21 protein-coding genes are annotated in these 24,718 nt (G+C 71.5%); 8 read left to right on the top strand and 13 right to left on the bottom strand.

Annotated features, from left to right (window positions below; all coding sequences use genetic code 11):
- Positions 1 to 105 precede the first annotated feature (105 nt).
- The 3 genes from miv_RS19245 to miv_RS19235 all read left to right on the top strand — a co-directional run bounded on the left by miv_RS19245 (position 106) and on the right by miv_RS19235 (position 4,848).
- Positions 106 to 1,134 (top strand): DUF2865 domain-containing protein, encoded by a 1,029-nt coding sequence (locus miv_RS19245; RefSeq protein WP_048430054.1) that lies wholly within the window; start codon positions 106 to 108, stop codon positions 1,132 to 1,134.
- 129 nt (positions 1,135 to 1,263) lie between these two features.
- Positions 1,264 to 3,501, top strand: a complete 2,238-nt coding sequence (locus miv_RS19240) for an OmpA family protein (RefSeq protein WP_207178308.1) — start codon at positions 1,264 to 1,266, stop codon at positions 3,499 to 3,501.
- A 291-nt stretch (positions 3,502 to 3,792) separates the two neighbouring features.
- The gene (locus tag miv_RS19235; protein ID WP_207178306.1) at positions 3,793 to 4,848 is read left to right on the top strand and encodes an alpha/beta hydrolase; all 1,056 of its coding nucleotides are present in this window, start codon (positions 3,793 to 3,795) and stop codon (positions 4,846 to 4,848) included.
- Positions 4,849 to 5,085: 237 nt separating this feature from the next.
- On the opposite strand, the gene miv_RS19230 is transcribed toward miv_RS19235, so the two are convergent.
- On the bottom strand, positions 5,086 to 5,775 hold the full coding sequence (locus tag miv_RS19230; protein ID WP_207178304.1) for a DNA-binding protein: 690 nt from the start codon (positions 5,773 to 5,775) through the stop codon (positions 5,086 to 5,088).
- Positions 5,776 to 5,923: 148 nt separating this feature from the next.
- Here miv_RS19230 and miv_RS19225 point away from each other — a divergent pair, with 148 nt between their 5' ends.
- Both miv_RS19225 and miv_RS19220 read left to right on the top strand, forming a co-directional pair.
- Complete coding sequence (locus miv_RS19225; RefSeq protein ID WP_207178302.1) at positions 5,924 to 6,592, top strand: response regulator transcription factor; 669 nt, start codon at positions 5,924 to 5,926, stop codon at positions 6,590 to 6,592.
- A complete protein-coding gene (locus miv_RS19220) occupies positions 6,589 to 7,914 on the top strand; it encodes a sensor histidine kinase (RefSeq protein ID WP_207178300.1) in 1,326 nt (441 codons plus the stop codon). The genes miv_RS19225 and miv_RS19220 overlap by 4 nt, the downstream gene beginning before the upstream one ends.
- Before the next feature lie 413 nt (positions 7,915 to 8,327).
- Here the strand turns inward: miv_RS19220 and miv_RS19215 are convergent, their stop codons facing one another.
- The 12 genes from miv_RS19215 to argE all read right to left on the bottom strand — a co-directional run bounded on the left by miv_RS19215 (position 8,328) and on the right by argE (position 20,726).
- Positions 8,328 to 9,074, bottom strand: a complete 747-nt coding sequence (locus miv_RS19215) for a YebC/PmpR family DNA-binding transcriptional regulator (RefSeq protein ID WP_058620527.1) — start codon at positions 9,072 to 9,074, stop codon at positions 8,328 to 8,330.
- Positions 9,075 to 9,279: 205 nt separating this feature from the next.
- Positions 9,280 to 10,149: a phosphonate ABC transporter, permease protein PhnE gene (gene phnE / locus miv_RS19210; RefSeq protein WP_244748597.1), complete on the bottom strand. Its 870-nt coding sequence runs from the start codon at positions 10,147 to 10,149 to the stop codon at positions 9,280 to 9,282.
- Entirely contained in the window at positions 10,146 to 11,030 is an 885-nt protein-coding gene (gene phnE, locus miv_RS19205) for a phosphonate ABC transporter, permease protein PhnE (RefSeq protein ID WP_207178298.1), read from the bottom strand. Before phnE (miv_RS19205) ends, phnE (miv_RS19210) begins: the two co-directional genes overlap by 4 nt.
- Positions 11,031 to 11,158: 128 nt before the next feature.
- Positions 11,159 to 12,088 (bottom strand): phosphonate ABC transporter substrate-binding protein, encoded by a 930-nt coding sequence (phnD, locus tag miv_RS19200; RefSeq protein ID WP_207178296.1) that lies wholly within the window; start codon positions 12,086 to 12,088, stop codon positions 11,159 to 11,161.
- A 32-nt stretch (positions 12,089 to 12,120) separates the two neighbouring features.
- Positions 12,121 to 12,942: a phosphonate ABC transporter ATP-binding protein gene (phnC, locus tag miv_RS19195; RefSeq protein WP_207178294.1), complete on the bottom strand. Its 822-nt coding sequence runs from the start codon at positions 12,940 to 12,942 to the stop codon at positions 12,121 to 12,123.
- Between the two features lie 74 nt (positions 12,943 to 13,016).
- Positions 13,017 to 13,634, bottom strand: a complete 618-nt coding sequence (locus miv_RS19190; RefSeq protein ID WP_207178292.1) for a DapH/DapD/GlmU-related protein — start codon at positions 13,632 to 13,634, stop codon at positions 13,017 to 13,019.
- 4 nt (positions 13,635 to 13,638) lie between these two features.
- Positions 13,639 to 14,316, bottom strand: coding sequence for a DUF1045 domain-containing protein (locus miv_RS19185; RefSeq protein ID WP_207178290.1), 678 nt, complete (start codon positions 14,314 to 14,316; stop codon positions 13,639 to 13,641).
- A 112-nt stretch (positions 14,317 to 14,428) separates the two neighbouring features.
- Complete coding sequence (locus tag miv_RS19180; protein WP_207178288.1) at positions 14,429 to 15,940, bottom strand: fumarate hydratase; 1,512 nt, start codon at positions 15,938 to 15,940, stop codon at positions 14,429 to 14,431.
- A gap of 482 nt (positions 15,941 to 16,422) precedes the next feature.
- Positions 16,423 to 17,565, bottom strand: a complete 1,143-nt coding sequence (locus miv_RS19175) for a CaiB/BaiF CoA transferase family protein (RefSeq protein WP_207178286.1) — start codon at positions 17,563 to 17,565, stop codon at positions 16,423 to 16,425.
- Positions 17,566 to 17,570: 5 nt separating this feature from the next.
- Positions 17,571 to 19,007 carry an aldehyde dehydrogenase family protein gene (locus miv_RS19170; RefSeq protein WP_048430895.1) on the bottom strand — a complete coding sequence of 479 codons (1,437 nt, stop codon included), beginning with the start codon at positions 19,005 to 19,007 and terminating at the stop codon, positions 17,571 to 17,573.
- Positions 19,008 to 19,155: 148 nt separating this feature from the next.
- Positions 19,156 to 19,455 carry a hypothetical protein gene (locus miv_RS19165; RefSeq protein ID WP_207178284.1) on the bottom strand — a complete coding sequence of 100 codons (300 nt, stop codon included), beginning with the start codon at positions 19,453 to 19,455 and terminating at the stop codon, positions 19,156 to 19,158.
- A gap of 128 nt (positions 19,456 to 19,583) precedes the next feature.
- Positions 19,584 to 20,726 (bottom strand): acetylornithine deacetylase, encoded by a 1,143-nt coding sequence (gene argE, locus miv_RS19160; RefSeq protein ID WP_207178282.1) that lies wholly within the window; start codon positions 20,724 to 20,726, stop codon positions 19,584 to 19,586.
- Positions 20,727 to 21,083: 357 nt separating this feature from the next.
- Between argE and miv_RS19155 the strand changes: the two genes are divergently transcribed.
- The 3 genes from miv_RS19155 to miv_RS19145 all read left to right on the top strand — a co-directional run bounded on the left by miv_RS19155 (position 21,084) and on the right by miv_RS19145 (position 24,717).
- Positions 21,084 to 22,673, top strand: coding sequence for an ABC transporter substrate-binding protein (locus miv_RS19155; RefSeq protein ID WP_207178280.1), 1,590 nt, complete (start codon positions 21,084 to 21,086; stop codon positions 22,671 to 22,673).
- A 219-nt stretch (positions 22,674 to 22,892) separates the two neighbouring features.
- Entirely contained in the window at positions 22,893 to 23,849 is a 957-nt protein-coding gene (locus tag miv_RS19150) for an ABC transporter permease (protein ID WP_048430891.1), read from the top strand.
- Positions 23,842 to 24,717 carry an ABC transporter permease gene (locus miv_RS19145; RefSeq protein ID WP_058619607.1) on the top strand — a complete coding sequence of 292 codons (876 nt, stop codon included), beginning with the start codon at positions 23,842 to 23,844 and terminating at the stop codon, positions 24,715 to 24,717. Before miv_RS19150 ends, miv_RS19145 begins: the two co-directional genes overlap by 8 nt.
- Position 24,718 lies beyond the last annotated feature (1 nt).

Genomic DNA, 24,718 nt, shown 5'->3' with positions numbered 1-24,718 from the left:
CCGGCGTTGCCGCTCGGCGCCGCGCGCCTGCGGGACGGCTTTCGTCTTGTCCGCCGCCCTCGGGCGGGCGGATCGTCCCCGCATACCGGCCGGTCCCCGCACACCATGCCGCTGCTTCGCCTCACGGCCCGGCTCCTCGCCGGGATCCTCGCCACGCTGTCGCTGTGCCAGGCCGCCCTGGCCGAGCCCAACGCGGCGGCCTGCCAGCGCTTCCGCGCCGAGCTCGCCGGCCTCCAGCGCGACTCGAATCGCGGCCAGATCGAGGAGATCCAGCAGCTCGTCGCCTACCGGCAGTCGATCGGCTGCGAGGGCGGGCGCTTCCTGTTCTTCGACATGCGGCCGCCGCAATGCGCCCAGGTCGAGCAGCGCATCCGCGCCCTCAATGCCGGCTACGGCGCCGGCGCGCGCGAGGTCTCGAATGCCCGGCGCGAGCAGCTCATCGCCGCCGTGAAGGAATCCTGCACCGGCCTGCCGACCCCGGCGGCCCTGCAATCGAAGCCCGCCGACGGCTTCGGGCGCGGCGGCTCGCAGGTGATCTGCGTGCGGATGTGCGACGGCGCCTATTTCCCGATGCCGAACCTGCCCGACGGGCGGGAGGGCGCCGACGAGATGTGCCAGGCGCTCTGCCCGGGGGCCGAGGCCGCCGCCTACTCGATGCCGCCCTCCGACAACGGCCTGACCCAGGCTGCCGCGATCCAGACCAAGCGCGCCTACTCGGCCCTGCCGAACGCCTTCAAGTTCCAGAAGGCCTTCGTGCCGAACTGCTCGTGCAAGGGCACGCAGACCTGGGCGCAGGCCCTGGTCAAGGCCGAGAGCATGCTGGTGCGCCACAAGGGCGACATCTTCGTCACCCCGGCCCAGGCCGAGGCGATGTCGCGGCCGAAGGTGCGCCTGACCCTCGTCGGCCGCGCCGACCGGGCCGCCGCCACCCTGGCGGCCACCGCCGCGACCCGCGTCGAGGAGACGGTCGAGGCCGCCGACGCCGCCCGCCCCGCCGGCCCCGAGGAGCGCCCCGCGGTGCGGATCATCGCCCCGAACCTGATCCCGGTGCCGCTCACCGCCAAGGCGGAGGGCCCGCAGGCCGCGGCCGCCACCGTGCCGGCACCCGGTGCCGCCCCGGTCGCGACCCCGTAACGCCGGCCTCGTGAACGGTCCCGGCCCGGTGCGACCGCACCGGGCCGGCTGACCGAGGGGAATCGCACGAGGGAACCAACTCGCCGTCAAGGTGTTCGAAGGGACCGACGACGGACGAGAGGTTTCTTGATGCGCTCTGCCCGCGCGCTGCTGCTGACCGGCACGATCCTGCCGGCGCTGCTGCTCCAGCCCCTTCTCGCGAGCCAGGTGGCGGCGCGGGGCGACGACGTGATCCGGCTGGCCCAGGGCGGCCCGGGCGAGCGGGGTGGTCCCGGCGGACCGGGTGGTCCGGGAGGCCCCGGCGGTCCGGGAGGCCCCGGCGGCGGGCCGGGCGAGCGCGGGCATGGCGGACCCGGTGGTCCGGGCGGCGAGCGCGGCGGACCGCGCCCGGAGCGTGGCCCGGCCGAGCGCCCCGAGCCGAGACAGGAACGACCCGAACCCCGCCAGGAGCGGCCCGAGCCGCGGCAGGAGCGCCCGGCGCCTCGGCCCGAGCCGCGCGAGCGTCCCGAACCCCGCCAGGAACGACCGGAGCCCCGCCAGGAGCGGCCCGAGCCGCCGCGCGAGCGGCCGGATCGCCAGGAACCGCGCGAGCGCCAGGAGCCGCGCGAGCGCCCGGCGCCTCCCCGTGAGCGCCCCGAACCCCAGCAGCGCGAGCGGCCCGAACCGCAGGAGCGCGGCCCGCAGGGCCGCCCGGATCGCCAAGAGCGGCCGGATCGCCAAGAGCGGCCAGATCGCCAGGAGCGCCCGGACCGTCCCGACCGGCAGGAAAGGCCCGACCGGCAGGAGCCGCGTGGTCCGCGCGGCGAGGAACCCGGCCGGCCGCCGGCCCCGCCGCAGGATCGCGGTCCCGCCGGGCGCCCCGACCGCGCGGGTCCCGACGCCCGGCCGGATCGTCGCGACGAGCGCCCCGATGCGCGCGAGGATCGCCGCGGGCCGGATGCGCCGGGCCAGCGCGGCCCCGGCCAGCCGCCCGCGCCCGGTCAGCCTCCGGCTCCCGGCCAGCCCCCCGCCCCCGGCCGTGCGGCTCCGCCGCCAGGTGCGCCGCAGCCCGGCGAGCCGGGTCGCGGCCCGGGCCGCCCTGACGCGCCCGGCGCCGGCCCGAACGATGCGCCGCTGCCGCCCAACCAGCGCCCCGGCGTGCCCGGCCGGCCGTTCGTGCCCGGCGGAGCCGGGGCGCCGCCACCGGTCGGTCCCGACGGCCGCGACGAGCGCGGCTTCGACCGGCGCGATCCCCGCGACCAGGACCGGCGCAACGGCGATCCGCGCGACTTCGACCGGCGGGGCGACGACCGGCGGGGCGGCGACCCGCGCGACTTCGATCGCCGCGACCCCGATCGCCGCGATGCCGATCGCCGCGACGGCGACCGGCGCGGCTTCGGCGACCGCGGCGACCTGCCCGGCGGCTATCGCCGCGACGCGCCGGACTACGTTCCGGGCGGCTTCCGCCGCGGCGACATCGACGTGCGCAGCTACGACGACGTCCGGCGGGCCCGGCGCGAGTACAACGAGGGCGGCCGCCTGATCATCCGCGAGCCCGGCCGCGTGATCGTGCGCGACGACGACCGCTACTTCCTGCGCCACGACGAGACCGAGCGGTTCCGCCTGCTCGACCGCGACGCCCGCATCGAGCGCCGCGGCCGCGACACGGTGACGATCATCGACCGCCCCGGCGGCTATCAGGTCTTCACGGTGGTGGACGACGACGGCCGGCTGCTGCGGCGCTACCGCCGCGGGCCGGACGGGCGCGAGGTGGTGCTGATCGACAATTCCTACGCGGGCCCGCCGCGATCGATCGAGCAGGACGTGGTGGTGCTGCCACCGCCGGACATCCGCATCCCCCGCAACCGCTACGTGGTCGAGGCGGACCAGGCCGACGAGGGCGCGATCTACGAGGCGCTGACCGCCCCGCCGGTGGCCCCGATCGAGCGGCGCTACACCCTGGATCAGGTGCGCTCCAGCCCGACCCTGCGCGCCCGGATGCGCAGCGTCGACATCGACACGATCACCTTCGACACCGGCTCGTGGCAGGTGACGCCGGACCAGGCCCGGCGCCTCGCCACCATCGCGGCGGCGATCAACCAGGCGATCCAGAACAACCCGCAGGAGGTCTTCCTCATCGAGGGCTACACCGACGCGGTCGGCAACGACGTCGACAACCTCTCGCTCTCCGACCGGCGCGCCCAGTCGGTGGCCGAGGTGCTGACCCGCGACTTCAAGGTGCCGCCCGAGAACCTGACCACCCAGGGCTACGGCGAACAGTACCTGAAGGTGAACACGCAGAGCGCCTCGCGGGAGAACCGCCGGGTCACCGTGCGGCGCATCACCCCGCTGATCCAGCAGCAGGGTCAGCCGGCCCAGCAGCAATAAAGCATTTTCCGACGAAGTGGAAACCGGTTCGTCGGAGAAAATGCGACAAAACAAAGACTTAGAGAGCTTCGCGATTGCAACGCGATCGTGAAGCTCTCTAGCGCCGGCAGCCGTACACGAGAGATCCGGGCCGCCCCTCACCGGGGTGGCCCGTTTCCGTTTCGACGATACGCGATCCGCGCGGATCGACGATGCGTTGGCCCAACAGGGCGCACCGCCTAGATTGACCGGGGCAGACCGCGACCCGCCGCGCGAGACGGCGGAAGCGGGCCTTCGCAGGAGGAGACACCCATGACCGTCCATGCACGCCGGCTCGGCCGGTGGGGCGGCGCCCTCGCGGGCGCGCTCGTCGCCACGGCCGTCGCGGCCCAGCAGGCGCCGCTGGAGGTGCCGGCCAAGAGCGTGCCGGTGCCGGCCGACGTCAGCCCGCAGATGGCGAAGATCGTCGGCGCTCCCCTGCGCAGCAACTGGAACATCCAGCCGAAGACCGGCGAGGAGTGGAAGCCCATCGCCGAGGCCGGGGCGGCCGCCCTGCGCAAGCTCGTGCCCGGTATGCTCGAACGGCTGAAGGTCGGAATCGAGCCGACCACCATCGACGGGGTGCGGGCCTATATCGTCACCCCGAAGGACATCCCGCCGGAGAACCGCGACCGGGTCCTCGTCCACGTCCATGGCGGCTGCTACGTGCTCAATCCCGGCGAGGCCGGGCTGCCCGAGGCGATCTTCATGGCCGGGTTCGGCCGCTTCAAGGTGATCTCGGTCGATTACCGCATGCCGCCCGAGGCGACCTACCCGGCCGCCCACGACGACGCCATGACGGTCTGGAAGGCGGTCACCCGCACGACCGACCCGAAGAAGACCGCGATCTTCGGCACCTCGGCCGGCGGGGCGCTGACCCTGGCGATGGTGTTGCGCGCCAAGCAGGAGGGGCTGCCGCTGCCCGCCGCGATCGCGCCCGGGACACCGATGTCGGACACGACCAAGGTCGGCGACAGCTTCGTCACCAACGCGATGCTCGACAACGTGTTGGTCTCGCCAGACGGCTTCTGCGACGCCGGCGCGAAGGTCTACGCCAACGGCCACGACCTCAAGGACCCGATGCTGTCGCCGGTCTATGGCGACATGCACGGCTTCCCGCCCACGATCCTGACGACGGGCACGCGCGACCTTCTGCTGTCGAACACCGTGCGGGTCCACCGCAAGCTGCGCGATGCCGGGGTCGAGGCCTATCTCCAGGTCGGCGAGGGCCAGTCCCACGCCCACTACATCCGCGACGATACCGCCCCGGAGACGAAGGCGGTGTTCGAGGAGATCGCCCGGTTCTTCGACCGGCACCTCGCCCGCTGACACGCTCCATCGCCGCCGCCCTCACGAGGCAGCGGCGCACGGCCCGAAGCCGATCGGGGAGGAGCACGCGCACGATTGGCGCGTCCTCCACGCTCCTCCCATTCACGGCACCGGACTGCGAGCAATGAGATCGAATGCAAAACATATCGATCTCATCGCGGCTCGGGTCGAGGTCGTCGGTGGGGGGAAAGCAGCCGGAGCTCTTGGGATGGGCTTCGAGATCGGCGTTCCAACGCCTCAGAACGTCCGCATCTCGCGGATCTGCCCGTCGAAGCCGACATGGAGCATGCGCTCCTTGCCGTCCTGGCCCTTGGCCGCGACCTCGAGGTGGCGCGGCCCGCGGCCGGCGACCCGGATATCGGTGTAGCCGGCATCCGTGACCGCCTTGGTGAGGGCCGGAACGTCGACGCTCGGCCCCAGCCCGACCTTGTCCTTCGCCCAGTCGAGGCCCCCGGGGGGCGGACCGGCGGGGCGCAGGGTCTCGGTCCTGCCGTCGGCGCGGGTGAGCGCGCTGGCCTGCAGGAAGCCGTTCTCGAACCGGCCCTGCACCGTCACGCTCTCGCCCTTGGCGACCAGGGCACCGCCCTCCCCGGCCCGGCCGGTCTCGACGAGCGCCCGTCCGGTGCCGTCCTGGAGGATGAACTTGTTGCCGAAGATCTCGGCGACCTCGCCCTTGGCGGCGGTGGCGCCGGAGGGCGCGAGCGCACTCACGGCGACCGGGGCGACGGGGGTGAGCGGCGTCTCGGCCGGCTGAGCGAGCGAGAGGCCGACGGCGCCGAGGGCCAGCGGCACCGCGACGGCGCCGACGAGGAGGCCGCGGCGGGGCTTGGTGCGGGCGGCGGGAGCGATGGTCTCGGTCGCGCCGGTCTCGACCTTGGCGGTCTCGATCTCGGTGGCCTTGCCGTCGATGATGGTGTGGTCGGTCATCGGTGTGTTCCTGTCGTCGGGGCCCTTCCGGGTTGGCGCTCTTCTACGTCAGGACCCGGGAACCGGGCCTGAACCTCGCCGTTCAGGTTCGGTTAAACCGCCGGGACTACGGCGAAATCCGCGCTCCCACCGTTGAGTACGACCGCCCATGAAGCTCCTGCTCGTCGAGGACGATGCGGCCCTCGCGGCCGAGATCCTGCGGGTCCTGCGCGCCGAGAACTGCGCCGTCGACCATGCCAGCAACGGCGAGGACGGCGCGCATCTCGGCGACACCGAGACCTACGACGCGGCGGTGCTCGATCTCGGCCTGCCGAAGCGCGACGGCATCGCGGTGCTGCAGGGCTGGCGGGCGGTGGGGCGCACCCTGCCGGTGCTGGTCCTCACCGCGCGGGACGCCTGGAGCGACAAGGTGGCGGGGTTCAAGGCCGGGGCCGACGACTATCTGGTCAAGCCGTTCCGGGTCGAGGAACTGGTGATCCGCCTGCGGGCGCTGGTGCGCCGGGCCGCCGCCCATGGGGCCACCACCGTGACCTGCGGTCCGGTCAGCTTCGATCCCGGCCTCGGCGCCTTCACCCGCGACGGGCTGCCGCTCAAGCTCACCGGCCTCGAATGGCGGGTCCTGTCCTGCCTGATCCTGCGCCGGGACGGGGTTGTGCCGCGGGGCGAGCTGCTGGAGCGGGTCTACGAGGGCGACGCGGAGGTCGATTCGAACTCCGTCGAGGTCATCATCACGCGCCTGCGCCGCAAGATCGCCCCGGCCCGGATCGAGACCGTGCGCGGCCACGGCTACCGGCTCACCGCGGGCGAGGCGGCGTGACGGGCTTAGGCCAGATCGGCTCCCTGCGCCGGCGCCTGCTCCTCGGGGCGCTGGGGCTGATCGTGGCCGCCCTGGTGGTGGCGGGGCTCGCCATCGGGCTGATCCTCGCGCGCTTCGTGCGCGGGCAGATCGAGTCCCGGCTCGATGCGCAGATCGTCTCCCTGGTCTCGGGGCTGGAGCCGGGCCAGCCCCTCCGCCTGTCCCGCGACCTCGACGCGCCGCCCTTCGACCGCCCGGGCTCGGGCTGGACCTGGCAGGTCCGGCGCGGGGCGGCGTCGCTCGGCTCCGCCTCCCTCGCCGGGCGCGACCTCGCCCTGCCGCAGGTCCCGCAGGCCGGCGACGACCGGCCGCGCCCGGCGGACGGCATCGGCCCCCGCGGCGAGGCCTTGATCCTGCGGGTCCTCGACCTCCCGGACGGCACGATGGTGGCGGCGAGCGCGCCGCGCGCCGCCCTCTGGGGGCCGTTGCGCGAGGCGGGCCTTGCTCTCGCGGCGAGCCTCGGGGTGCTGGGCCTGTGCCTCGCCGCCGGCGCCGTGGCGCAGGTCCGCCTCGGCCTCAAGCCCCTCGACCGGTTGCGCCGGGAACTCGAGGCGGTGCGGGCCGGGCAGCGCGAGCGGGTGCCCGCTTCCCAGCCGGCGGAGGTCCGGCCGCTCGCGGCCGAGATCAATGCGCTTCTGAACGAGAATGCCGCGCAGCTCGCCCAGGCCCGCACCCATGTGGCGAACCTCGCCCACGGCCTGAAGACGCCGCTCGCGACCCTGAGCCTCGCTCTCTCCGAGCCCGGTCGCGACCCGGATGGGCGCCTCGCCCACCTCGTCGCCAGCCTCGACCGCGGCGTACGCCACCACCTGCGCCGGGCCCGCAGCGCCGCCCTCACAGGCGCCACCCGGACTCGAACCGAACTCGTCGGGCCGGTGATGGATCTCGCGGCGGCCCTGGAGCGGCTACACGCCGAGAAGGGCGTGCGGGTGGCCTGCACGGTTCCGCCCGGCCTCGCGGCGGCCTGCGACCCGCAGGATCTCGACGAGATGCTGGGCAACCTGATCGACAATGCCTGCGCGTGGTGCGCCCGCGCGGTGCGGGTGTCGGCGGAAGACTCCGGCAGCGACGTGATCGTGTCGATCGAAGATGACGGTCCGGGCCTCGGGCCGGAGGCGCTGGCGGCGGTGGCGCAGCGCGGCAAACGCCTCGACGAGACCGTGCCGGGCCACGGCTTCGGCCTCGCCATCACCACGGAACTGGCGGAGCTGTATGGCGGCGGGCTGGAGCTCGACCGGTCGGCGATGGGGGGCTTGCGGGCGCGGTTGCGGCTGCCGGGGTGAGTGCAAAGCCCTGAGCGCGCTTCGCTCTGCCGAGGATTTCCCGTCGGCTCATCCCACCGAGAGAGACCAGGACAAAGAATGGCGCGGGGTCTCTCCTCTCCCCGCGGGCGGGGAGAGGGTCGCTTGCACCTTGTCGTGCAAGCGACAAGCGGAGGCGAATGCCGGAGCGAGGGTGAGGGGGTGGGTTCCGGAAGAGTCTCGTTCGGAACCACCCCCTCACCCTCGCCCTACGGGCTTGCCGAACCCTCTGAACGAGGGTTCGGCCCTCTCCCCGCCCGCGGGGAGAGGGGATTTCCCGCGCCTCACCTTTCCCTGAATAGCCCTGCGTCATCCCTGAGGCGCAGCGGCGAGCCCTGGACGACGTGGTGGATCGTCGGAACCCGAGATCCCTTCAGTCGTACACGACCCGGGCCTTATCCTTGCATCTTCGCCAGCATCGCGTCGGAGACCGCGAAGTTCACGAAGACGTTCTGCACGTCGTCCTGGTCCTCGATGGTCTCGACGAGGCGGATCAGCTTCTCGGCGGTCTCGTCGTCGACGTCGACGGTGTTCTGGGCGCGCCAGATCAGGGCGGTGCGGCGGGGCTCGCCGAAGCGGGCTTCCAGGGTCTTGGAGACTTCGCCCATCGCGCCCTGCTCGCAGATGACCTCGTGGCCGCTCTCGTCGGACTTCACGTCGTCGGCGCCGGCCTCGATGGCGGCTTCCAGCATCGTGTCGGCATCGGCCACCTTGGCGTCGAAGGCGACGAGGCCGACATGGTCGAACATGAACGACACGGCGCCGGTCTCGGCGAGGCTGCCGCCGGACTTGGTGAAGGCCGAGCGCACGTCGCTCGCGGTGCGGTTGCGGTTGTCGGTCTGGGCCTCGACGATCAGCGCGGCGCCGCCGGGACCGTAGCCCTCGTAGCGGACCTCCTCGTAGTTCTCCGCGTCGCCGCCGGCCGCCTTCTTGATGGCGCGCTCGATGTTGTCCTTGGGCATGTTCTCGGCCCGGGCCGCGAGAATCGCGGCGCGCAGGCGCGGGTTCATCGACGGGTCGGGCGTGCCGAGCTTGGCCGCCACGGTGATCTCTCGGGCGAGCTTGGAAAACACCTTCGAGCGAACCGCGTCGACGCGGCCCTTGCGGTGCATGATGTTCTTGAACTGTGAATGCCCGGCCATGGTGCTCCCCGGCGGATGGATCGATCCTTGCGCGCGGAGAGCGCCCGGCGGGGCTCTCGACGCCGCAAGGCCTGCGTGAGACAGCCGGCTTATAGGCGCCCGCCCCGGGGGAAGACAATCAGGAAGACACGCGCGCCGCGCGAGGTTTTCGCACGCCGTCGCACTCGCGAAAACCCGGTGGAATCAGGCCCCTAACCCCTCGCGGTCAGTGGGCCGCGGTCCCGATGATCGCCCGGCGCAGGCGGCCGGAGACGAGGTCGATCAGCGCCACGGTGACGAGGATCATCAGCACCAGGAAGGCGACCTGCTGCATCTCCAGCACCCGGATCAGCTCGGTGAGGTACTGGCCGATGCCGCCGGCCCCGACGATGCCGATGATGGTGGCCGAGCGGGTGTTCGATTCGAAGAAGTAGAGCACCTGGCTCGCGAGCACCGGGAGCACCGCCGGCACCAGGCCGAACCGCACCCGGTGCAGCCGGGATCCGCCCGACGCGGTCACGCCCTCCTGCGCCTTGCGGTCGGCGGTCTCGACCGCCTCGGAGAAGAGTTTTCCGAGCGCCCCGAAATCCGAGCAGGCGATGGCGAGCGCCCCGGCGAACGGCCCGAGGCCGACGACGTTGATCCAGATCAGCGCCCAGATCAGCACGTCGACGGAACGGATCACGTCGAAGCCGCGGCGCACCCCGAAGCGCAGGAAGGGGTTTTTCACCACGTTGCGGGCGGCGAGGAACGCCACCGGGAAGGCGAGGCAGGCCGCCGTCAGGGTGCCCAGGAAGGCGATCGCCAGGGTCTCGCCGAGGGCCGACAGGAACAGGCCGAAGCGCCCTTGCGCCGAGGGCGGCAGCATCATGCCGGCAAACTCGCCGAGGCGGTGCAGGCCGTTGACGATGCGCAGGAGCGAGAAGTCGAGCCTGACCATGGCGAAGACGGCCAGCGCGACGATTGCGGCGAGGCTGCCGATCACCACGGCGCGGCGCGGCCACGAGGGCCGGAAGACCGCCGGGTGGCGTTGGCGCAGGCCGTCGAGATCGGCGAGCGCAGCCTGGCGCAGGGCGGAGGGCGGGCGGGGTCTCACGCGTGGGCCTCCCGGCCGAGGAGGTGGTGACGTAAGGACTCGGTGGCCAGATCGATCGTCACCACGGTCAGGATGATGAGGACCAGGATCGCGCTCACGTCCGTGTAGTAGAAGTTGCGGATCGCGACCAGGAACTCCTGGCCGATGCCGCCGGCCCCGACGAAGCCCATCACGCCGGCACCCCGCACGTTGATCTCGAAGCGCAGCAGCGCGTAGGAGGCGAAGTTGGAGAGCACCTGCGGCACCACCGCGAAGCGCACGGTCTCGAGGAAGCCCGCGCCCGTCCCGGTCAGGCCCTCGACCGGCTTCATGTCGATGTTCTCGACCACCTCGGAGAAGAGCTTGCCGAGCGCCCCGGTGGTGTGGATCGCGAGCGCCAGCACGCCGACCATCGGCCCGAGCCCGAAGGCGATGACGAAGATCAGCGCGAACACCACCTCGGGCACCGTGCGGCACACTTCGAGAAAGCGGCGGGCGCAGAAGCGGATGGCCGGGGACCGCACGAGGTTGGCCGAGGCGAGGAAGCACAGCGCGAACGCCGCGATGCCGCCGAACAGCGTGCCGAGATAGGCCATCAGGATGGTCTCGGCCAGCAACCCGAGCCATTTTGGCAGGCCCCAGTACCAGGCCGCGACGTCGGCAGGCAGGTTGTCGATGGTCAGGGTGGGCAGGATCTGGCCGAGATAGGCGGTGAAGTTCTGGATGTTGTCGAGAAAGGTGAGCGGCCGCACCTCGGCCATCCAGCCGGCGAGCAGGTAGAGCGCCACGATGACGACGACGACCGCCAGGTTGCGCCGGCGCGTCGAGGCGACGGCGCCGGAATAGGCGGCGAGCAGGGTCGCCTCGCGCTCGGGCGGCAGGGTCTCGATGCGGACGGTCACGGGGATGCTCCTCCCCTCCCCCTTGTGGGGAGGGGTTGGGGGGTGGGGGTGGTGCCGGATGAAGCTCGCGCTCTACGCGGCACCACCCCCACCCCTGACCCCTCCCCACAAGAGGGAGGGGAAGTGGCTTACGACCGCTTGCGCTGCTCGTCGTTGTGGCGGAGCATCTCGATGATCGGTTGGTAGTCCTTCAGCGTCACCGGGGTGAGGCCCTGGTCCTTGCCGTCCGAGAGCTTGTCGAAGGCGGCCTTGTCCTTGGTCGGGAACTCGATGAAGGCCTGGCGGATCTTCTGCTTGAGGTCGTCCGGCAGGCTCGCGAGGACCGCGAAGGGCCCCTCGGGCAGGAACTCGGACTTGAAGATGACGCGGAAATCCGATTGCTTCATCGGCGTGCCGTCGGCGTTCTTCACCATGCCCTTGGCCAGCATCCGGGTCAGGTTGCTGTCGGTGTCGGAGTTCCAGAAGTTGGCGGCGGCGTCGGCCGTGCCCTGGGCGAGCGCCAGCACGGCGTTCTCGTGGCTGCCGGCATAGAAGGTCTTGCCGAAGAACTTGTCGACGTCGTGGCCGGCCTTGTGCAGGAAGAAGCGCGGGGCCTGGTTGCCGGAGGTCGAGTTGGGGTCGACCAGGGCGAGGCTCTTGCCCTTCAGGTCCTCGATCGACTTGTACGGGCTGTCCGCCCTGACATAGATCACCGAGTAATAGCCCGAGACGCCGGTCTCGTGCTTCTGGTTGACCACCGGCTCGGCCTTCACCCCGGTGATGACGGCGCGGGCGAAGGAGGCCGGGCCGTAGAAGGCGATCTGGATGTTGCCGGCGCGCTGGCCCTCGATCACCGCCGCGTAATCATTCGCGACGCGCAGCTTCACCGGAACGCCGAGTTCCTTGGTGAGGTAGGCGGTGAGGGGGGTGTAGCGGTCGACGGTGCCCGACGCGTTCTCGGCCGGGATCACGCCGAGGGTCAGCTCGGGGTACTTCGCCTTCCAGTCCTGGGCGAGAGCCGGGCCGGCGGCGAACATCAGGGCGGCAGCGGCGCCCACGAGGGTGCGACGGGTCAGCATCGTTCAAGTCCTTCTCGGAACGAAAAAAGGTTTCAGGCGCTCAGCGCCTCGGCGTGGCGGACGGGAGCCCGCACCGGCACCGGCGGGGTCTCGGGCTCGCCCCGGTCCATCACCTCGCCGGCCTCGAGACCGTAGAGGGTGCGGGCGACGTCCTCGGTGAGGTCGAAGCCGCGGCCGTCGAACACCACCCGGCCGGCCGAGAGGCCGATCAGCCGGTCGCAATAGGCCCGGGCGAGGTCGAGGGAGTGCAGGTTGCACAACACGGTGATGCCGTAGCGCTTGTTGGCGTCGGCGAGCGCGTCCATCACCAGGCGGGTGTTGCGCGGATCGAGGGAGGCGACCGGCTCGTCGGCCAGGATGATCTCCGGCTCCTGCACCAGGGCGCGGGCGATGGCGACGCGCTGCTGCTGGCCGCCCGAGAGCTGGTCGGCCCGGTTGGCGGCGAACGCCCCCATGTCGAAATTCTCGAGGGCGGCCAGGGCCAGCGCCCGGTCCTGCTCGCTCCACAGCTTCAGCAGCGAGCGGTGGGCCGGCACCTGGTTGAGCCGGCCCATCAGCACGTTCGTCATCACGTCGAGGCGGCCGACGAGGTTGAATTGCTGGAAGATCATCGCGCAGCGGGCGCGCCAGGCGCGAAGGGCCCCTCCACGCAGGCCCGTCACGTCGGTGCCGTCGAAGAGGATGCGCCCGCCGGTCGGGTCGGCGAGGCGGTTGAGCATCCGCAGCAGGGTCGACTTGCCGGCGCCCGAGCGCCCGATCACGCCGACGAAGCTGCCGCGCTCGATGGACAGGGTGACCCCGTCCACGGCCCGGCGGGCACCGTATTGACGCGTGAGATTCTCGACAACCAGCATCCGCTCGCCCGACTTCACTGTTCGGCGAACGTAAACGCCCGTTAAGCGACAGCCGGATGACAGTGCGTCAGTGCTTAGCCGGCATATTTATCAAGGAAGGCCTCGATCGGAAGCTGGCGGAAGTCGGGGAGAGCGGCGCGCAACCTGTCATGGCCCCAGTCCCACCAGGCGAGTTGCATCAGGCGCTCGGCGGCCGCCTCGTCGAAGCGGCGGCGCACCGGCCGGGCCGGGTTGCCGACCACGATGGTGTAGGGCGCGACGTCCCTTGTGACGATGGCGCCCGCGCCGACCACCGCGCCGGTGCCGATGCTGCGCCCCGGCAGCACCACGACGCCGTGGCCGATCCAGACGTCGTGCCCGATGGTGACCGGCAAGGCCCGGCGCCGGTCGAAGAAGGCCGGCTCATTCGCTTCCTCCGGCCAGTACGAGGCGGCTCGGTAGGTGAAGTGGCTCTGCGAGGCCCGTTCCATCGGGTGGTTGCCCGGATTGATCCGCACCATCGCGGCGATCGAGCAGAACTTGCCGATCGTGGTGTAGATCACCTCGCCGTCGTTGCCGATGTAGGAATAGTCGTCGAGCACCGTCTCCGCGAGCTGGGTGCGGGGTCCGACCTCGGTATAGCGGCCGAGCCGGCTTTCCCGGATTGTGGCGGTCGGATCGATGACGGGCTCCAGCCCGAGTTGTCCGGCCATCGCGTCAGCCTCCGAGCGGGATGCGTTGCAGCACCCGGAACGGGGCGGCACCGTCCTGGCGCAGCACCGACAGGGCGTCGAGGGTGAGGGAGGCGCCTGCGCCGTAGGCGGCCGTCAGGCGCTCGCGCCAACGCGCGCGAGCCTCCTCCGGCAGGGCGTCGGTCAGGGTCATGTGGAAGCGGAATTCCTCGAAGACGTGCGGATAGCCCCAGGCCGCGAGCAGCGCCCGGCCGCGGGGGCTCAGGCGCTCGGGCCTGCGGCGCGCCGTTTCGGCCTCGCTGAGGGGCGCGCGGAACGGCTCGAAGGCGGCGACGCATTCGGCGGCGAACAGGCCGAGTTCCGGCGGCGGGGCCACCGGGATCAGGGCCGTGAAGGCGCCGAGCGTCGCGACGTGCAGGGGACCGACCGGGACCGGCGGATGGTCCGCCGCCAAGGCCTCCGCCGCGGCGAGCAGGTCGGCCTCGGCCGCGCCGGGGGCGAGCCGCATCGGCGCCTTCAGGGTGGCGTGGAAGCCGTAGCGACGGGGCGAGGTTGTCACGCCCGCGAGATCGGCCATCCCGTCCGGGCGGGGGATCTCGGCGCCGGTATGGTTGTCGATGCCGAGCACGGCGTTGCCGAACCGGGCGAGGTCCGAGCCGGGCTTCGGCGTGAAGTAGAGGGCGTAGCGCGTCGTGCCGGTCACGCTTGTCTCCTTGCGCCGCCCGATTCAGCACGCGGGCGTGACTGAACCGTGACGGCAAGGCTCAAGGGTGACGAGCACGAACCCTCCCCTGCGGGGGAGGGCCATCCTGCGCTTACGCCGGCGCCATCTCCCGCACCGGCCGCCTCCAGCGGGCCGGCCCGTCGCGGTGGACCGAGGTGCCGGCGGCGTCCACCGCGACGGTGACCGGCATGTCCTCGACCACGAATTCGTGGATCGCCTCCATGCCGAGATCGGCGAAGGCGAGCACCCGGGCCGACTTGATCGCCTTGGAGACGAGGTAGGCCGCGCCCCCCACCGCGATCAGGTAGGCCGCACCGTGGCGGGCGATGGTCTCGACCGCGGCCGGGCCCCGCTCGGCCTTGCCGACCATGACGAGGAGGCCGGTCCGCGACAGGATCGGCTCCAGGAACTTGTCCATGCGGGTCGCGGTGGTCGGGCCGGCCGGGCCCACCGCCTCGTCGCCGACCGCATCCACCGGGCCGACATAGTAGATCGCCCGGTCGCGCAGATCGACCGGCAGGTCCTCGCCCGCCTCCAGCATCCGGGTCAGGCGCAAATGCGCCGCGTCGCGCCCGGTAAGCAGGTGGCCCGACAGCAGCAGGGTCTCTCCGGCGCGCCAGGAGGCGACCTCCTCGCGGGTCAGCCGGTCGAGATCGACCCGCCGCCCGGCGGCCGTCGCGACGCTGACATCCTGCGGCCAGAGATCGAGGGAGGGCGGGGTGAAGACGGCAGGCCCGCTGCCGTCGAGGGTGAAATGCGCGTGCCGGTCGGCGGCGCATTGCGGGATCAGGCCGACGGGGAGCGAGGCGGCGTGGACCGGGAAGGTCTTGAGCTTCACATCCAGCACCGTGGTCAGGCCGCCGAGGCCCTGCGCGCCGATGCCCAGCGCGTTGACCCGTTCGAAGATCTCGAGCCGCAACTCCTCTTCCCTGGACGACGGCCCGCGGGCGCGGATCTGCGGCAGGTCGATCGGATCGAGGAGCGAGAGCTTGGCGAGCGTCATCGCCTTCTCGGGCGAACCGCCGACGCCGATGCCGAGCATGCCGGGCGGGCACCAGCCGGCCCCCAGGGTCTCGACGGTGCGCACCACCCAGTCGGCGACGGAATCGCTCGGGTTGAGGGCCGCGAACTTCGCCTTGTTCTCCGAGCCGCCGCCCTTCGCCGCGACATGGACCTCGACCGTGTCGCCGGCCACCATCTCGACATGAAGCATGGCCGGCGCGTTGTCGCCGGTGTTGCGGCGCCCGAAGAGCGGCTCGGCGACGACGGAGGCGCGCAGCGGGTTGCGCTCCTCGCGCCAGGCCCGGCGCACGCCCTCGTCGACGATCTCCTGCAGCGAGCGGTTCGAGACGATCCGCGCCCCGAGCCCGACCTTCATGAACACTTGCGCGGTGCCGGTATCCTGGCAGATCGGCCGGCGGCCGAAGGCGGCCATGCGCGAATTGACCAGGATCTGCGCCATCGCGTCCCGCGCCGCCGGGCTCTCCTCGCGCCGCCAGGCCTCGGCGAGGTTCTCGATGTAATCGGCCGGGTGGTAGTACGAGATGAATTGCAGGGCGTCGGCGATGGAGGCGACCAGGTCGTCTTCGCGGATGGTGGCCATGGTGGTCCTCCCGGGTGGTTTTATTGAGGATCCCGCGACTTTATCAGGCGCGGGATCCCCTCTCCCGTGTGGGAGAGGGGTAGGGGCGATCGAAGATCGCGCGAGGGTGCTACGGTTCCGTGTGAAGCACTCAGCGTAGAGCTGCCCACACAACAGTCACAGCTTTATACCGAAGCCGAGCCACCCTCACCCCCGGCCCCTCTCCCAAACGGGCTAGCGGATTCACACTTCTCCTCTGAATGCTAACCCATTGAAGGTAAGCGCGCTTCCCCTCCCCCTTGTGGGGAGGGGTTAGGGGTGGGGGTGGTGCAGAAGGCACCGCAGAGCCTTATCCGGCACCACCCCCACCTCCGGCTCCTCCCCACAAGGGGGAGGAGAGGCGCGCTACTTTCAAAGGGAGAAGCGCTCAAACCAAGATGTGTGAACATGCTAGCCCAAACGGGAGAGGGGAGTGTGCTCGACTTTTCGATGTTTGGGAAAGCTTACGCCGCGAATTCCCGCCGGATCGCCTCGCTGTGCTCGCCGATGCCCGGCACGCGCCCCAGCACCGGCGCCCGGCCATTGCGCAAGGCCGGCGGCGCGACGATCGAGGCCGGGCCGGCATGGGTCTCGACGGTGACCCGGCGGAGCGCCGGATGCGAGACGAGATCGGCGAGCCCGTTGACGAAGCCGTAGGCGGTGCCGGCGGCTCTCAGTCGGTCGGCCGCCTCGTCGCGGCTCAACTCCGAGAAAACCTGCGCCACCACGGCGTCGACCTCGGGGCGGTTCGCCACCCGGGCGGTGTTGCTCTCGAAGCCCGGGCGCGAGGGCAGATCGGGCTGGCGAAGGAACGCGGCGCAGAACTTGACCCATTCGCGCTCGTTCTGGATCGAGAGCAGCACCAGGGCCCCGTCCCGGGTCGGGAAAGCGCCGTAGGGGCAGATCGACGGGTGGGCCAGACCCACCCGCTGCGGCGCCCGGCCGGTGCCCTCGAAGTAGAGCAGCGGAACGTTCATCCAGTCGGCCATGCCGTCGAAGAGGCTGACCTCGAGCTTGGCGCCCTCGCCGGTGAGGCCCCGGGCGATCAGCGCCTCCAAGACGGCGGAATGAGCCGCCATGCCGCAGGCGATGTCGCAGACCGAGACCCCGACCCGGCCGGGACCCGCCGGATGGCCGGTGATCTCGGCAAGCCCGCTCTCGGCCTGGACCAGGAGGTCGTAGGCCTTCATGTCCGAATAGGCATGGCCGGCGCCGTAGCCGGTGACATCCACGGTGATGAGACGCGGGTAGCGGGCCCGCAGCTCCTCCGAGCCGAACCCGGCCCGGGCGGCGGCGCCCGGCGCGAGGTTCTGGATGAACACGTCGGCCTTGGCGAGGACGGCGTGGAGGAGCGCGGCGTCGCCCGGGTCCTTGATGTCGGCGACCAGGCTTTCCTTGCCGCGGTTGAGCCAGACGAAGTAGCTCGCCAGCCCGTTCACCGCCGCATCGTAGCCGCGGGCGAAATCGCCCTCCGGCCGCTCGATCTTGATGACGCGGGCGCCCGCGTCGGCCAGGCGCGAGGAGCAGTAGGGTGCCGCCACCGCCTGCTCGAGCGCCACCACGGTCAGGCCCTCGAGCGGCCTGACCCTACCACTCCCCGCCGCCATGACCATCAGACCCCGTGCTTGATCGCGATCATCTTCATCGAGCCGAAGCCGTAGAGGGCCTCGAAGCCCTTCTCGCGGCCGTGGCCCGAGCCCTTCACGCCGCCGAAGGGCAGCTCGACGCCGCCGCCCGCGCCGTAGTTGTTGACGAAGACCTGGCCCGACTTGATGCCCTTCGAGAGTCGCAGCGCCTTGCCGAGATCCTGGGTCCAGATGCCGGCGGCCAGCCCGTACTCGGTGCCGTTCGCCACCTTCAGGGCCTCGGCCTCGTCGCGCACCCGGATCGCCACCAGGACCGGCCCGAAGATCTCTTCCTGGGCGAGGCGGTGGTCGGGCGGCACGTCGCCGATCAGGGTCGGGCGGACGTAGTAGCCGTCACCCGGCACGTTCGTGCCGAGCTCGCCCTCGGCCAGGATGGTCAGGCCGTCGCGGCGGGCGAGATCGATGTAGCTCTGCACCCGCTCGCACTGCTTGGCGTTGACGACGGGGCCGAGGTCGAGGTCCTGCTCGCCCGAGCCGACGCGCAGGTCCTTGAAGCGCCTGGCGAGGTCGGCGGTGAAGCTGTCGTAGATCGCGTCCTCGATCACCACGCGGGAGCCGGCCGAGCAGGTCTGGCCGGCATTCTGGGTGATCGCCTTCACGATGACGGTGCCGGCCTCCGACAGGTCGGCATCGGCGAAGACGACCTGGGGCGACTTGCCGCCGAGTTCGAGCGTCACCGGAATGGTGTTCTTGGCCGCCGCCGTCTGGATCAGCGTGCCGACCTCCCGCGAGCCGGTGAAGCTGATGTGGTGGATGCCCTTGTGACTGGCGAGCGCCGCGCCCGCCTCCTCGCCGAGCCCCGTCACCACGTTGAGGCTGCCGGCCGGGAAGCCGGCCTCCGCCGCGAGCTTGGCCAGATGCAGCGCCGAGAGCGAGGTGTCCTCGGCGGGCTTGAGCACCACGGCGTTGCCCATGGCGAGCGCCGGGGCGACCGAGCGGCCGGTCATCTGGAGCGGGTAGTTCCACGGCACGATGACGCCGACGACGCCGTGCGGCTCGTAGACGGTCATGACGGTGAAGCCGTTCTGGAACGGGATCGTGTCGCCGTGCACCTTGTCGGCGGCGCCGCCGTAATACTCGAAGTAGCGGGCGCAGACCTGGGCGTCGTTGCGGGCGAGCGTCATCGGCTTGCCGACATCCTCGCTCTCCATCGTCGCCAGGATCTCGGCGTCGCGGCGGATCAGCTCGGCGAGCTTGAGGAGCAGGCGGCCGCGGGACGCGGCGTCGAGCCGGCCCCACTCGCCGTCCATGGCGGCGTGGCCGGCCTTGACGGCTTCGTCGATCTCACGGGCCCCGCCGCGGGCGATGCGGGCCATCTCCTGGCCGTGCGACGGGTTGAGGACCGGCAGGGTCGCCTCGCTGCCGATCCAGGCGCCGCCGATGAAGTGCTGATGGGCGTTCATGCTCGAAAAGACCTCCCGTGGTGGCCGGCCGCCGGTTCGAGGCGGCCGGCCTGCTCTTGGCCGCGGTGTTACCGCGCCGGGAGGGGCAATTCCAATACGATCGACGGGCGGACGCGATAAGATCGGGATATGGCCCGCCCGGGGGCGCTCAGCGGCTGCCGCTGCCGGCGCTGCCCTGCGGCACCGCCCGGGACGGCTGCCCGGCATTGCCGCCGGCGGCCGAGTTGCCCGTGATGGTCGAGGCGCCGTTCGGCCCGGGGGCCGCGACGCCGCCGGCGCCGCCGCCGGTGTTGTTCGGCATCGGGGCGACGGTGCCGGTCGCGGCCGGGCCAGTGCCCATGCTCGACCCCGTCCCGGGGCCCGGGGCCGTCGAAGGGGCGGCGGTCTGGGCCGAGGCGGCGCCCGCAACGAGAAGGCCGGCGGCGAGTCCTGCGAGAATCGAACGCATGCTGCTCTCCTGTCGGATCCCGGAAATCGTTAGATCCTGGCTCCGACAACGTTCCTCCTCTGGCCCGGTTCGCCCTTCGGCTCGATGGGGGCGATCACCGCTGGTGGGCGATCACCTCTGGTCGGCAATCACCTCTGGTCGGCAATCACTTGGCGCAGCATGGCGCAGCATTCCTCCAAGTCGGCCAGCCCGATCGATTCGTCGGGGCGGTGCGCCTCGGCGATGCGCCCCGGGCCGCAGATGATCGACGGGATGCCGGCGGCCTGGAACAGCCCGGCCTCGGTGCCGTAGCTCACCGCCCCGAGGGCGGCGTGGCCCGACCACGCCTCGGCGAGGCCGCGCAAGGGCGCGTCGTCGGGAAGATCGAGCGCCGGATAGGCCGACAGCACCTCGCTCTCGACCGCGACCTCGCGGCCGGCCGCCCGCAGGGGCTCCACCAGGGCGGCGACCCGGGCGAGGAGCGTGTCGTGGATCGTCATCGGGTCGGTGCCCGGCACCGCGCGGGCCTCCCAGTCGATCCGGCAGGTATCCGGCACGACGTTGACGCCGGTGCCGCCGGCGATGACCCCGACCTGGAGGGTCGAGGAAGGCGGCGTGAACATCGCGTGGAACGGACCTTGCGCGACGAAATCCTCGTGCAGGCCGCGCACCAGCCCGACGAGGTCGGCGGCGAGATGCACGGCGTTGTCGGCGAGGTCCGGCCGCGAGGAATGGCCGGCCCGGCCCCGCACCGTGAGGCGGCCGGCCACCTTGCCCTTGTGGCGCAAAACCGGACGCATCTCCGAGGGCTCGCCGACGATGCAGGCGGTCGGCGGGGCGCAGAGCGCGGGCAGCCGGTCGATCATGTGGCGCACGCCGACGCAGCCGACCTCCTCGTCGTAGGAGAGGGCGAGGTGGATCGGCCGGGCGAGCGGCGCCCGCACCATCTCGGGCACGAGCGCCAGCAGGCAGGCGACGAAGCCCTTCATGTCGACGGCGCCGCGCCCGACCAGCCGGTCGCCGATCTGTTGCAAGGTGAAGGGATCACCGGTCCAGCCTTCGCCGGCCGGCACCACGTCGAGGTGGCCCGAGAGGACGATCCCCGGCACGTCGCGCGGGCCGATCGTGGCGAAGAGGTTCGCCCGGTCGCCCTCCGGCCCCGGCAGCACGGCCGCCTCGACGCCGTGGCGGGCGAGGTGGTCGCGCACCAGCGCGACGATCGCACCGTTCGGCGTGCGGCAGACCGAGGGGATCGCGACCAGGGCGGACAGGAGGGCGGCGGGGTCGGTCATCGGGGCTCTCGCGGAGGGGCTGCGGGCGAATCATAGCGCCTGGACACCGCCGCGCTCCGGCCGAAGGCGGCGCGCCGGGCCGCAGAACCTGCCGCGGCGGACGCCCCGCGCGGCACGAAGGCCCGGCCGGAGGCGGCGGGAGACCGCTTTCGCCTCAAGTCGCCGGGCGAGGCGGCGGCCAACGATTCAGATTGTTGACAATCCTACGAAGATGGTGATGATTGTTTGTGCCGAACGGATTATGCCCAAAATTTTGGCGGTGCAGCATGACGCTATCGCACCGCACAAAGACACCGCCGCCGGGCTTGGCCAGAGGGGAAGACGATGTCGCAGCTGGACGCAGACGCCTTTGAGACCATGAGCCCCGCCGATCGCGGCCGCGTCCTCGACGGCCTGCGCCGGGGAGCATCGCGGCGCGACATCCTGGGCCTGCTCGGCTCGGCCGGCATGGGCCTGCTCGCCGGCGGCGCGGTGTTCGGCAGCGCCACCAAGGCGCTCGCCCAGACGCCCAAGCGCGGCGGCAACATCCGGGTCTGCACCTATACCAGCTCGACCTCCGACACGCTCGACCCGGCCAAGCAGTCGAACGCGAGCGACTACGTCCGCTGCAACTTCTTCTACAACAAGCTGGTCCGCATCGACCAGACCGGCGCCCCGGGCCCCGAGCTGGCCGAGAGCTACGACAGCCCGGACGCCAAGACCTGGACCTTCACCCTGCGCAAGGGCGTGACCTTCCACGACGGCAAGGCGCTGACGGTGGAGGACGTGGTCTTCTCGCTCAAGCGCCACCTCGACCCGGCGGTCGGCTCCAAGGCCAACACGCTGGCCAAGCAGATGACCGCGATCGAGGCCGCGGGCCCGAACGAGGTGCGCATCGTGCTCAGCGGCGCCAATGCCGACTGGCCGGTCATCCTCGGCACCGCCCATTTCCACATCGTCCAGGCCGGTACCACCGACTTCTCGAAGGGCATCGGCACCGGCCCGTTCAAGTGCAAGGAATTCACCCCGGGCGTGCGCACGATCGCGGTGCGCAACGACAATTACTGGCGCCAGCCCGGCCCGTTCCTCGACAGCATCGAGTTCTTCGGCCTGCCCGACGAGCAGTCGCGGGTGAACGCCCTCATGTCCGGCGACGTGCAGATCGCCGCGGTGATCAACCCGCGCTCGCTGCGGGTGATCGAGAGCATGGGCGGCTTCAACGTGCTGGAGACCAAGGCCGGCCTCTACACCGACCTGATCGCCCGCCTCGACGAGGGCCCGGGCACCAACCCGGACTTCGTGCTCGGCATGAAGTACCTGCTCAACCGCGCCCAGATGCGCAGCGCGGTGTTCCGCGGCTACGCCGAGATCGCCAACGACCACCCGATCCCGTCCTCGAACCGCTACTACGCCGCCGACATCCCGCAACGGCCCTACGATCCCGAGAAGGCCAAGTTCCACTTCAACAAGGCCGGGGTGCTGGGCTCGACCATCCCGCTCGTCGCCTCCCCGGCGGCCGACGCCTCGGTCGAGATGGCGGTGCTGATCCAGCAGGATGCCAAGAAGCTCGGCCTCAACATCGACGTCCAGCGGGTGCCGTCCGACGGCTACTGGTCGAACTACTGGATGAAGAGCCCGCTCTGCTTCGGCAACATCAACCCGCGCCCGACCGCCGACCTGCTGTTCAGCCTGTTCTTCAAGTCGGATGCGGCCTGGAACGAGTCGCGCTGGAAGAACCCGGCCTTCGACCAGCTGATCGTCGGCGCCCGGGCCGAGCGCGACGAGGCCAAGCGCAAGCAGATGTACCACGACGCGCAGGTGCTGGTGCACGAGGGCGCCGGCATCGGCATCCCGGCCTTCATCAGCAACATCGATTGCTACTCCAGCAAGATCAAGGGCCTGCACCCGATCCCGACCGGCGGCCTGATGGGCTACACCTTCGGCGAGTACGCCTGGCTCGACGCCTGATCGTCTCCCCGGACGGGGACGGGGGGCGCCCCCGTCCTCCCCCGCATCCTGCCGGGCCCGGCCCGGTCCCGGGGTCCCAGCACGTCCGGGGTCCCGGCCGCGCGGCGTCGCGGGACCGCGGCGCCGAACTTGCCGCGTGGCGTCGCGGGACCGCGGCGCCGAACTTGCAACGAACCGCCCGCCCGGGAGGGCCGGCCACCCAAGGATCAGGGAGGGCGCATGAGCCGCCGCATGTTGACGATGATCGCGGGCCGCGTGCTCGTCGCCGCCGCGACGCTGCTCTTCGTCTCGGTGGTCGTGTTCGGGGCGACCCAGCTCCTGCCGGGCGACGTCGCCCAGGCGATCCTGGGCCAGAGCGCGACCCCGGAGGCGGTGGCGGGCCTGCGCCAGGCGCTCGGCCTCGACGCCCCGGCGCTGCAGCGCTTCGCCACCTGGCTCGGCGGGCTCCTCACCGGCAATGCCGGCGTCTCCCTGGTCAGCCACCAGCCGGTCGGCAACCTGATCTGGGCCCGGCTGTCGAGCTCGCTCATCCTCGCCGGCATCGTGACCGCGATCTCGGTGCCGGTCGCGCTGACGCTCGGCATCACGGCGGCGGTCTGGCGCGGCTCGGCCTACGACCGGGCGGTCGGCATCCTGACCATCGCCGCGGTGTCGATCCCCGAATTCCTGGTCGCCACCCTGGCGGTGCTGGTCTTCGCGGTGCACCTGCACTGGCTGCCGGCCCTCTCCTTCGTGCCGCGCTCGGCCACCCCGCTGGAATTCCTGCGCGCCGTGGCGATGCCGGTGATGAGCCTGTCCTTCGTGGTCGTCACCCAGATGGTCCGGATGACCCGCGCCGCGGTGATCGAGGCGATGAAGGCCCCCTACGTCGAGATGGCGGCGCTCAAGGGCGCGAGCCCGGCCCGGGTGGTCCTGCGCCACGTCCTGCCGAACACGGTCGGGGCCATCGCCAACGCGGTCGCGCTCAGCCTGTCCTACCTGCTCGGCGGCGTCATCATCGTCGAGACGATCTTCAACTATCCGGGCATCGCCAAGCTGATGGTCGACAGCGTGTCGATGCGCGACATGCCGGTCGTGCAGGCCTGCGCCATCGTGTTCTGCGCCGTCTACCTGCTGCTGGTGACCACCGCCGACATCGTCGCCATCCTGTCCAACCCGAGGCTGCGCCATGCGTGAACAGAATCTTGGCCTCGGCGAGACCGTGACGGAGATCGCCCCTGCGGCGCCGCGGATGCGCCTGCGGCTCTCCCCCATGGCCTGCCTGGGCGCCGGCATCGTGCTCGCCGGCATCGCGGTCGCGGTGTTCGGCCAGGCGCTGAGCCCCTACGATCCCGGCGCGATCGTCGATACCGACGTGTTCGGGCCGATGAGCCGGGCCTTCCCCCTCGGCACCGACTATCTCGGCCGCGACATGCTGAGCCGGATCCTGCTCGGCGCCCGCTACACGGTCGGCATCGCGGCGCTCGCCACGGCGCTGGCCTGCACGGCCGGCATCGGGCTCGGCCTGTTCGCCGCGGTGGTCGGCGGCTGGACCGACAGCGCGCTGAGCCGGCTCCTCGACGCGCTGACCTCGATCCCCTCGAAGATGCTGGCGCTCGTGCTCATCGCCGGCCTCGGCTCGTCGCTGCCGATCCTGGTGCTGACCATGGCGTTCATCTACGTGCCGGGCTGCTACCGGATCACCCGGGCGCTCGCCGTCAACATCGCGGCCGAGGATTTCGTGCTCGCCGCGAAGGCCCGCGGCGAGGGCCGCGGTTACATCATGCTGCGCGAGGTGATGCCCAACATGGTGGGGCCCCTCGCCACCGATTTCGGCCTGCGCTTCGTCTTCGTGGTGCTGCTGCTCTCGAGCCTGTCGTTCCTCGGTCTCGGCGTGCAGCCGCCCTACGCCGATTGGGGCTCGCTGGTGCGCGAGAACGTGGCGGGCCTCAGCTACGGCGCCCCGGCGGTGGTGATGCCGGCCATCGCCATCGCGATCCTGACCATCGGGGTGAACCTCCTGGTCGACAACCTGCCCGGCCGGGCGAGAGCGGGAGGGCGCTGAT

The organism is Methylobacterium indicum, from assembly GCF_017347565.1.
Lineage (GTDB): Bacteria > Pseudomonadota > Alphaproteobacteria > Rhizobiales > Beijerinckiaceae > Methylobacterium > Methylobacterium indicum.
Note: the sequence above shows the minus strand (reverse complement) of the source record. Positions and strands in the feature narration are given on the sequence as shown.

Bases quoted from the DNA above. Each gene is read 5' to 3' on its own strand.
- miv_RS19215 (WP_058620527.1), bottom strand. From the start codon at position 9,074: ATGGCCGGGCATTCACAGTTCAAGAACATCATGCACCGCAAGGGCCGC.
- miv_RS19170 (WP_048430895.1), bottom strand. From the start codon at position 19,007: ATGAACGCCCATCAGCACTTCATCGGCGGCGCCTGGATCGGCAGCGAG.
- phnD (WP_207178296.1), bottom strand. From the start codon at position 12,088: ATGCTGACCCGTCGCACCCTCGTGGGCGCCGCTGCCGCCCTGATGTTC.
- argE (WP_207178282.1), bottom strand. From the start codon at position 20,726: ATGACCGACCCCGCCGCCCTCCTGTCCGCCCTGGTCGCGATCCCCTCG.
- phnC (WP_207178294.1), bottom strand. From the start codon at position 12,942: ATGCTGGTTGTCGAGAATCTCACGCGTCAATACGGTGCCCGCCGGGCC.
- miv_RS19240 (WP_207178308.1), top strand. From the start codon at position 1,264: ATGCGCTCTGCCCGCGCGCTGCTGCTGACCGGCACGATCCTGCCGGCG.
- miv_RS19175 (WP_207178286.1), bottom strand. From the start codon at position 17,565: ATGGCGGCGGGGAGTGGTAGGGTCAGGCCGCTCGAGGGCCTGACCGTG.
- miv_RS19165 (WP_207178284.1), bottom strand. From the start codon at position 19,455: ATGCGTTCGATTCTCGCAGGACTCGCCGCCGGCCTTCTCGTTGCGGGC.
- miv_RS19150 (WP_048430891.1), top strand. From the start codon at position 22,893: ATGAGCCGCCGCATGTTGACGATGATCGCGGGCCGCGTGCTCGTCGCC.
- miv_RS19235 (WP_207178306.1), top strand. From the start codon at position 3,793: ATGACCGTCCATGCACGCCGGCTCGGCCGGTGGGGCGGCGCCCTCGCG.
- miv_RS19230 (WP_207178304.1), bottom strand. From the start codon at position 5,775: ATGACCGACCACACCATCATCGACGGCAAGGCCACCGAGATCGAGACC.
- miv_RS19180 (WP_207178288.1), bottom strand. From the start codon at position 15,940: ATGGCCACCATCCGCGAAGACGACCTGGTCGCCTCCATCGCCGACGCC.
- miv_RS19155 (WP_207178280.1), top strand. From the start codon at position 21,084: ATGAGCCCCGCCGATCGCGGCCGCGTCCTCGACGGCCTGCGCCGGGGA.
- miv_RS19245 (WP_048430054.1), top strand. From the start codon at position 106: ATGCCGCTGCTTCGCCTCACGGCCCGGCTCCTCGCCGGGATCCTCGCC.
- miv_RS19145 (WP_058619607.1), top strand. From the start codon at position 23,842: ATGCGTGAACAGAATCTTGGCCTCGGCGAGACCGTGACGGAGATCGCC.
- miv_RS19225 (WP_207178302.1), top strand. From the start codon at position 5,924: ATGAAGCTCCTGCTCGTCGAGGACGATGCGGCCCTCGCGGCCGAGATC.
- miv_RS19190 (WP_207178292.1), bottom strand. From the start codon at position 13,634: ATGGCCGGACAACTCGGGCTGGAGCCCGTCATCGATCCGACCGCCACA.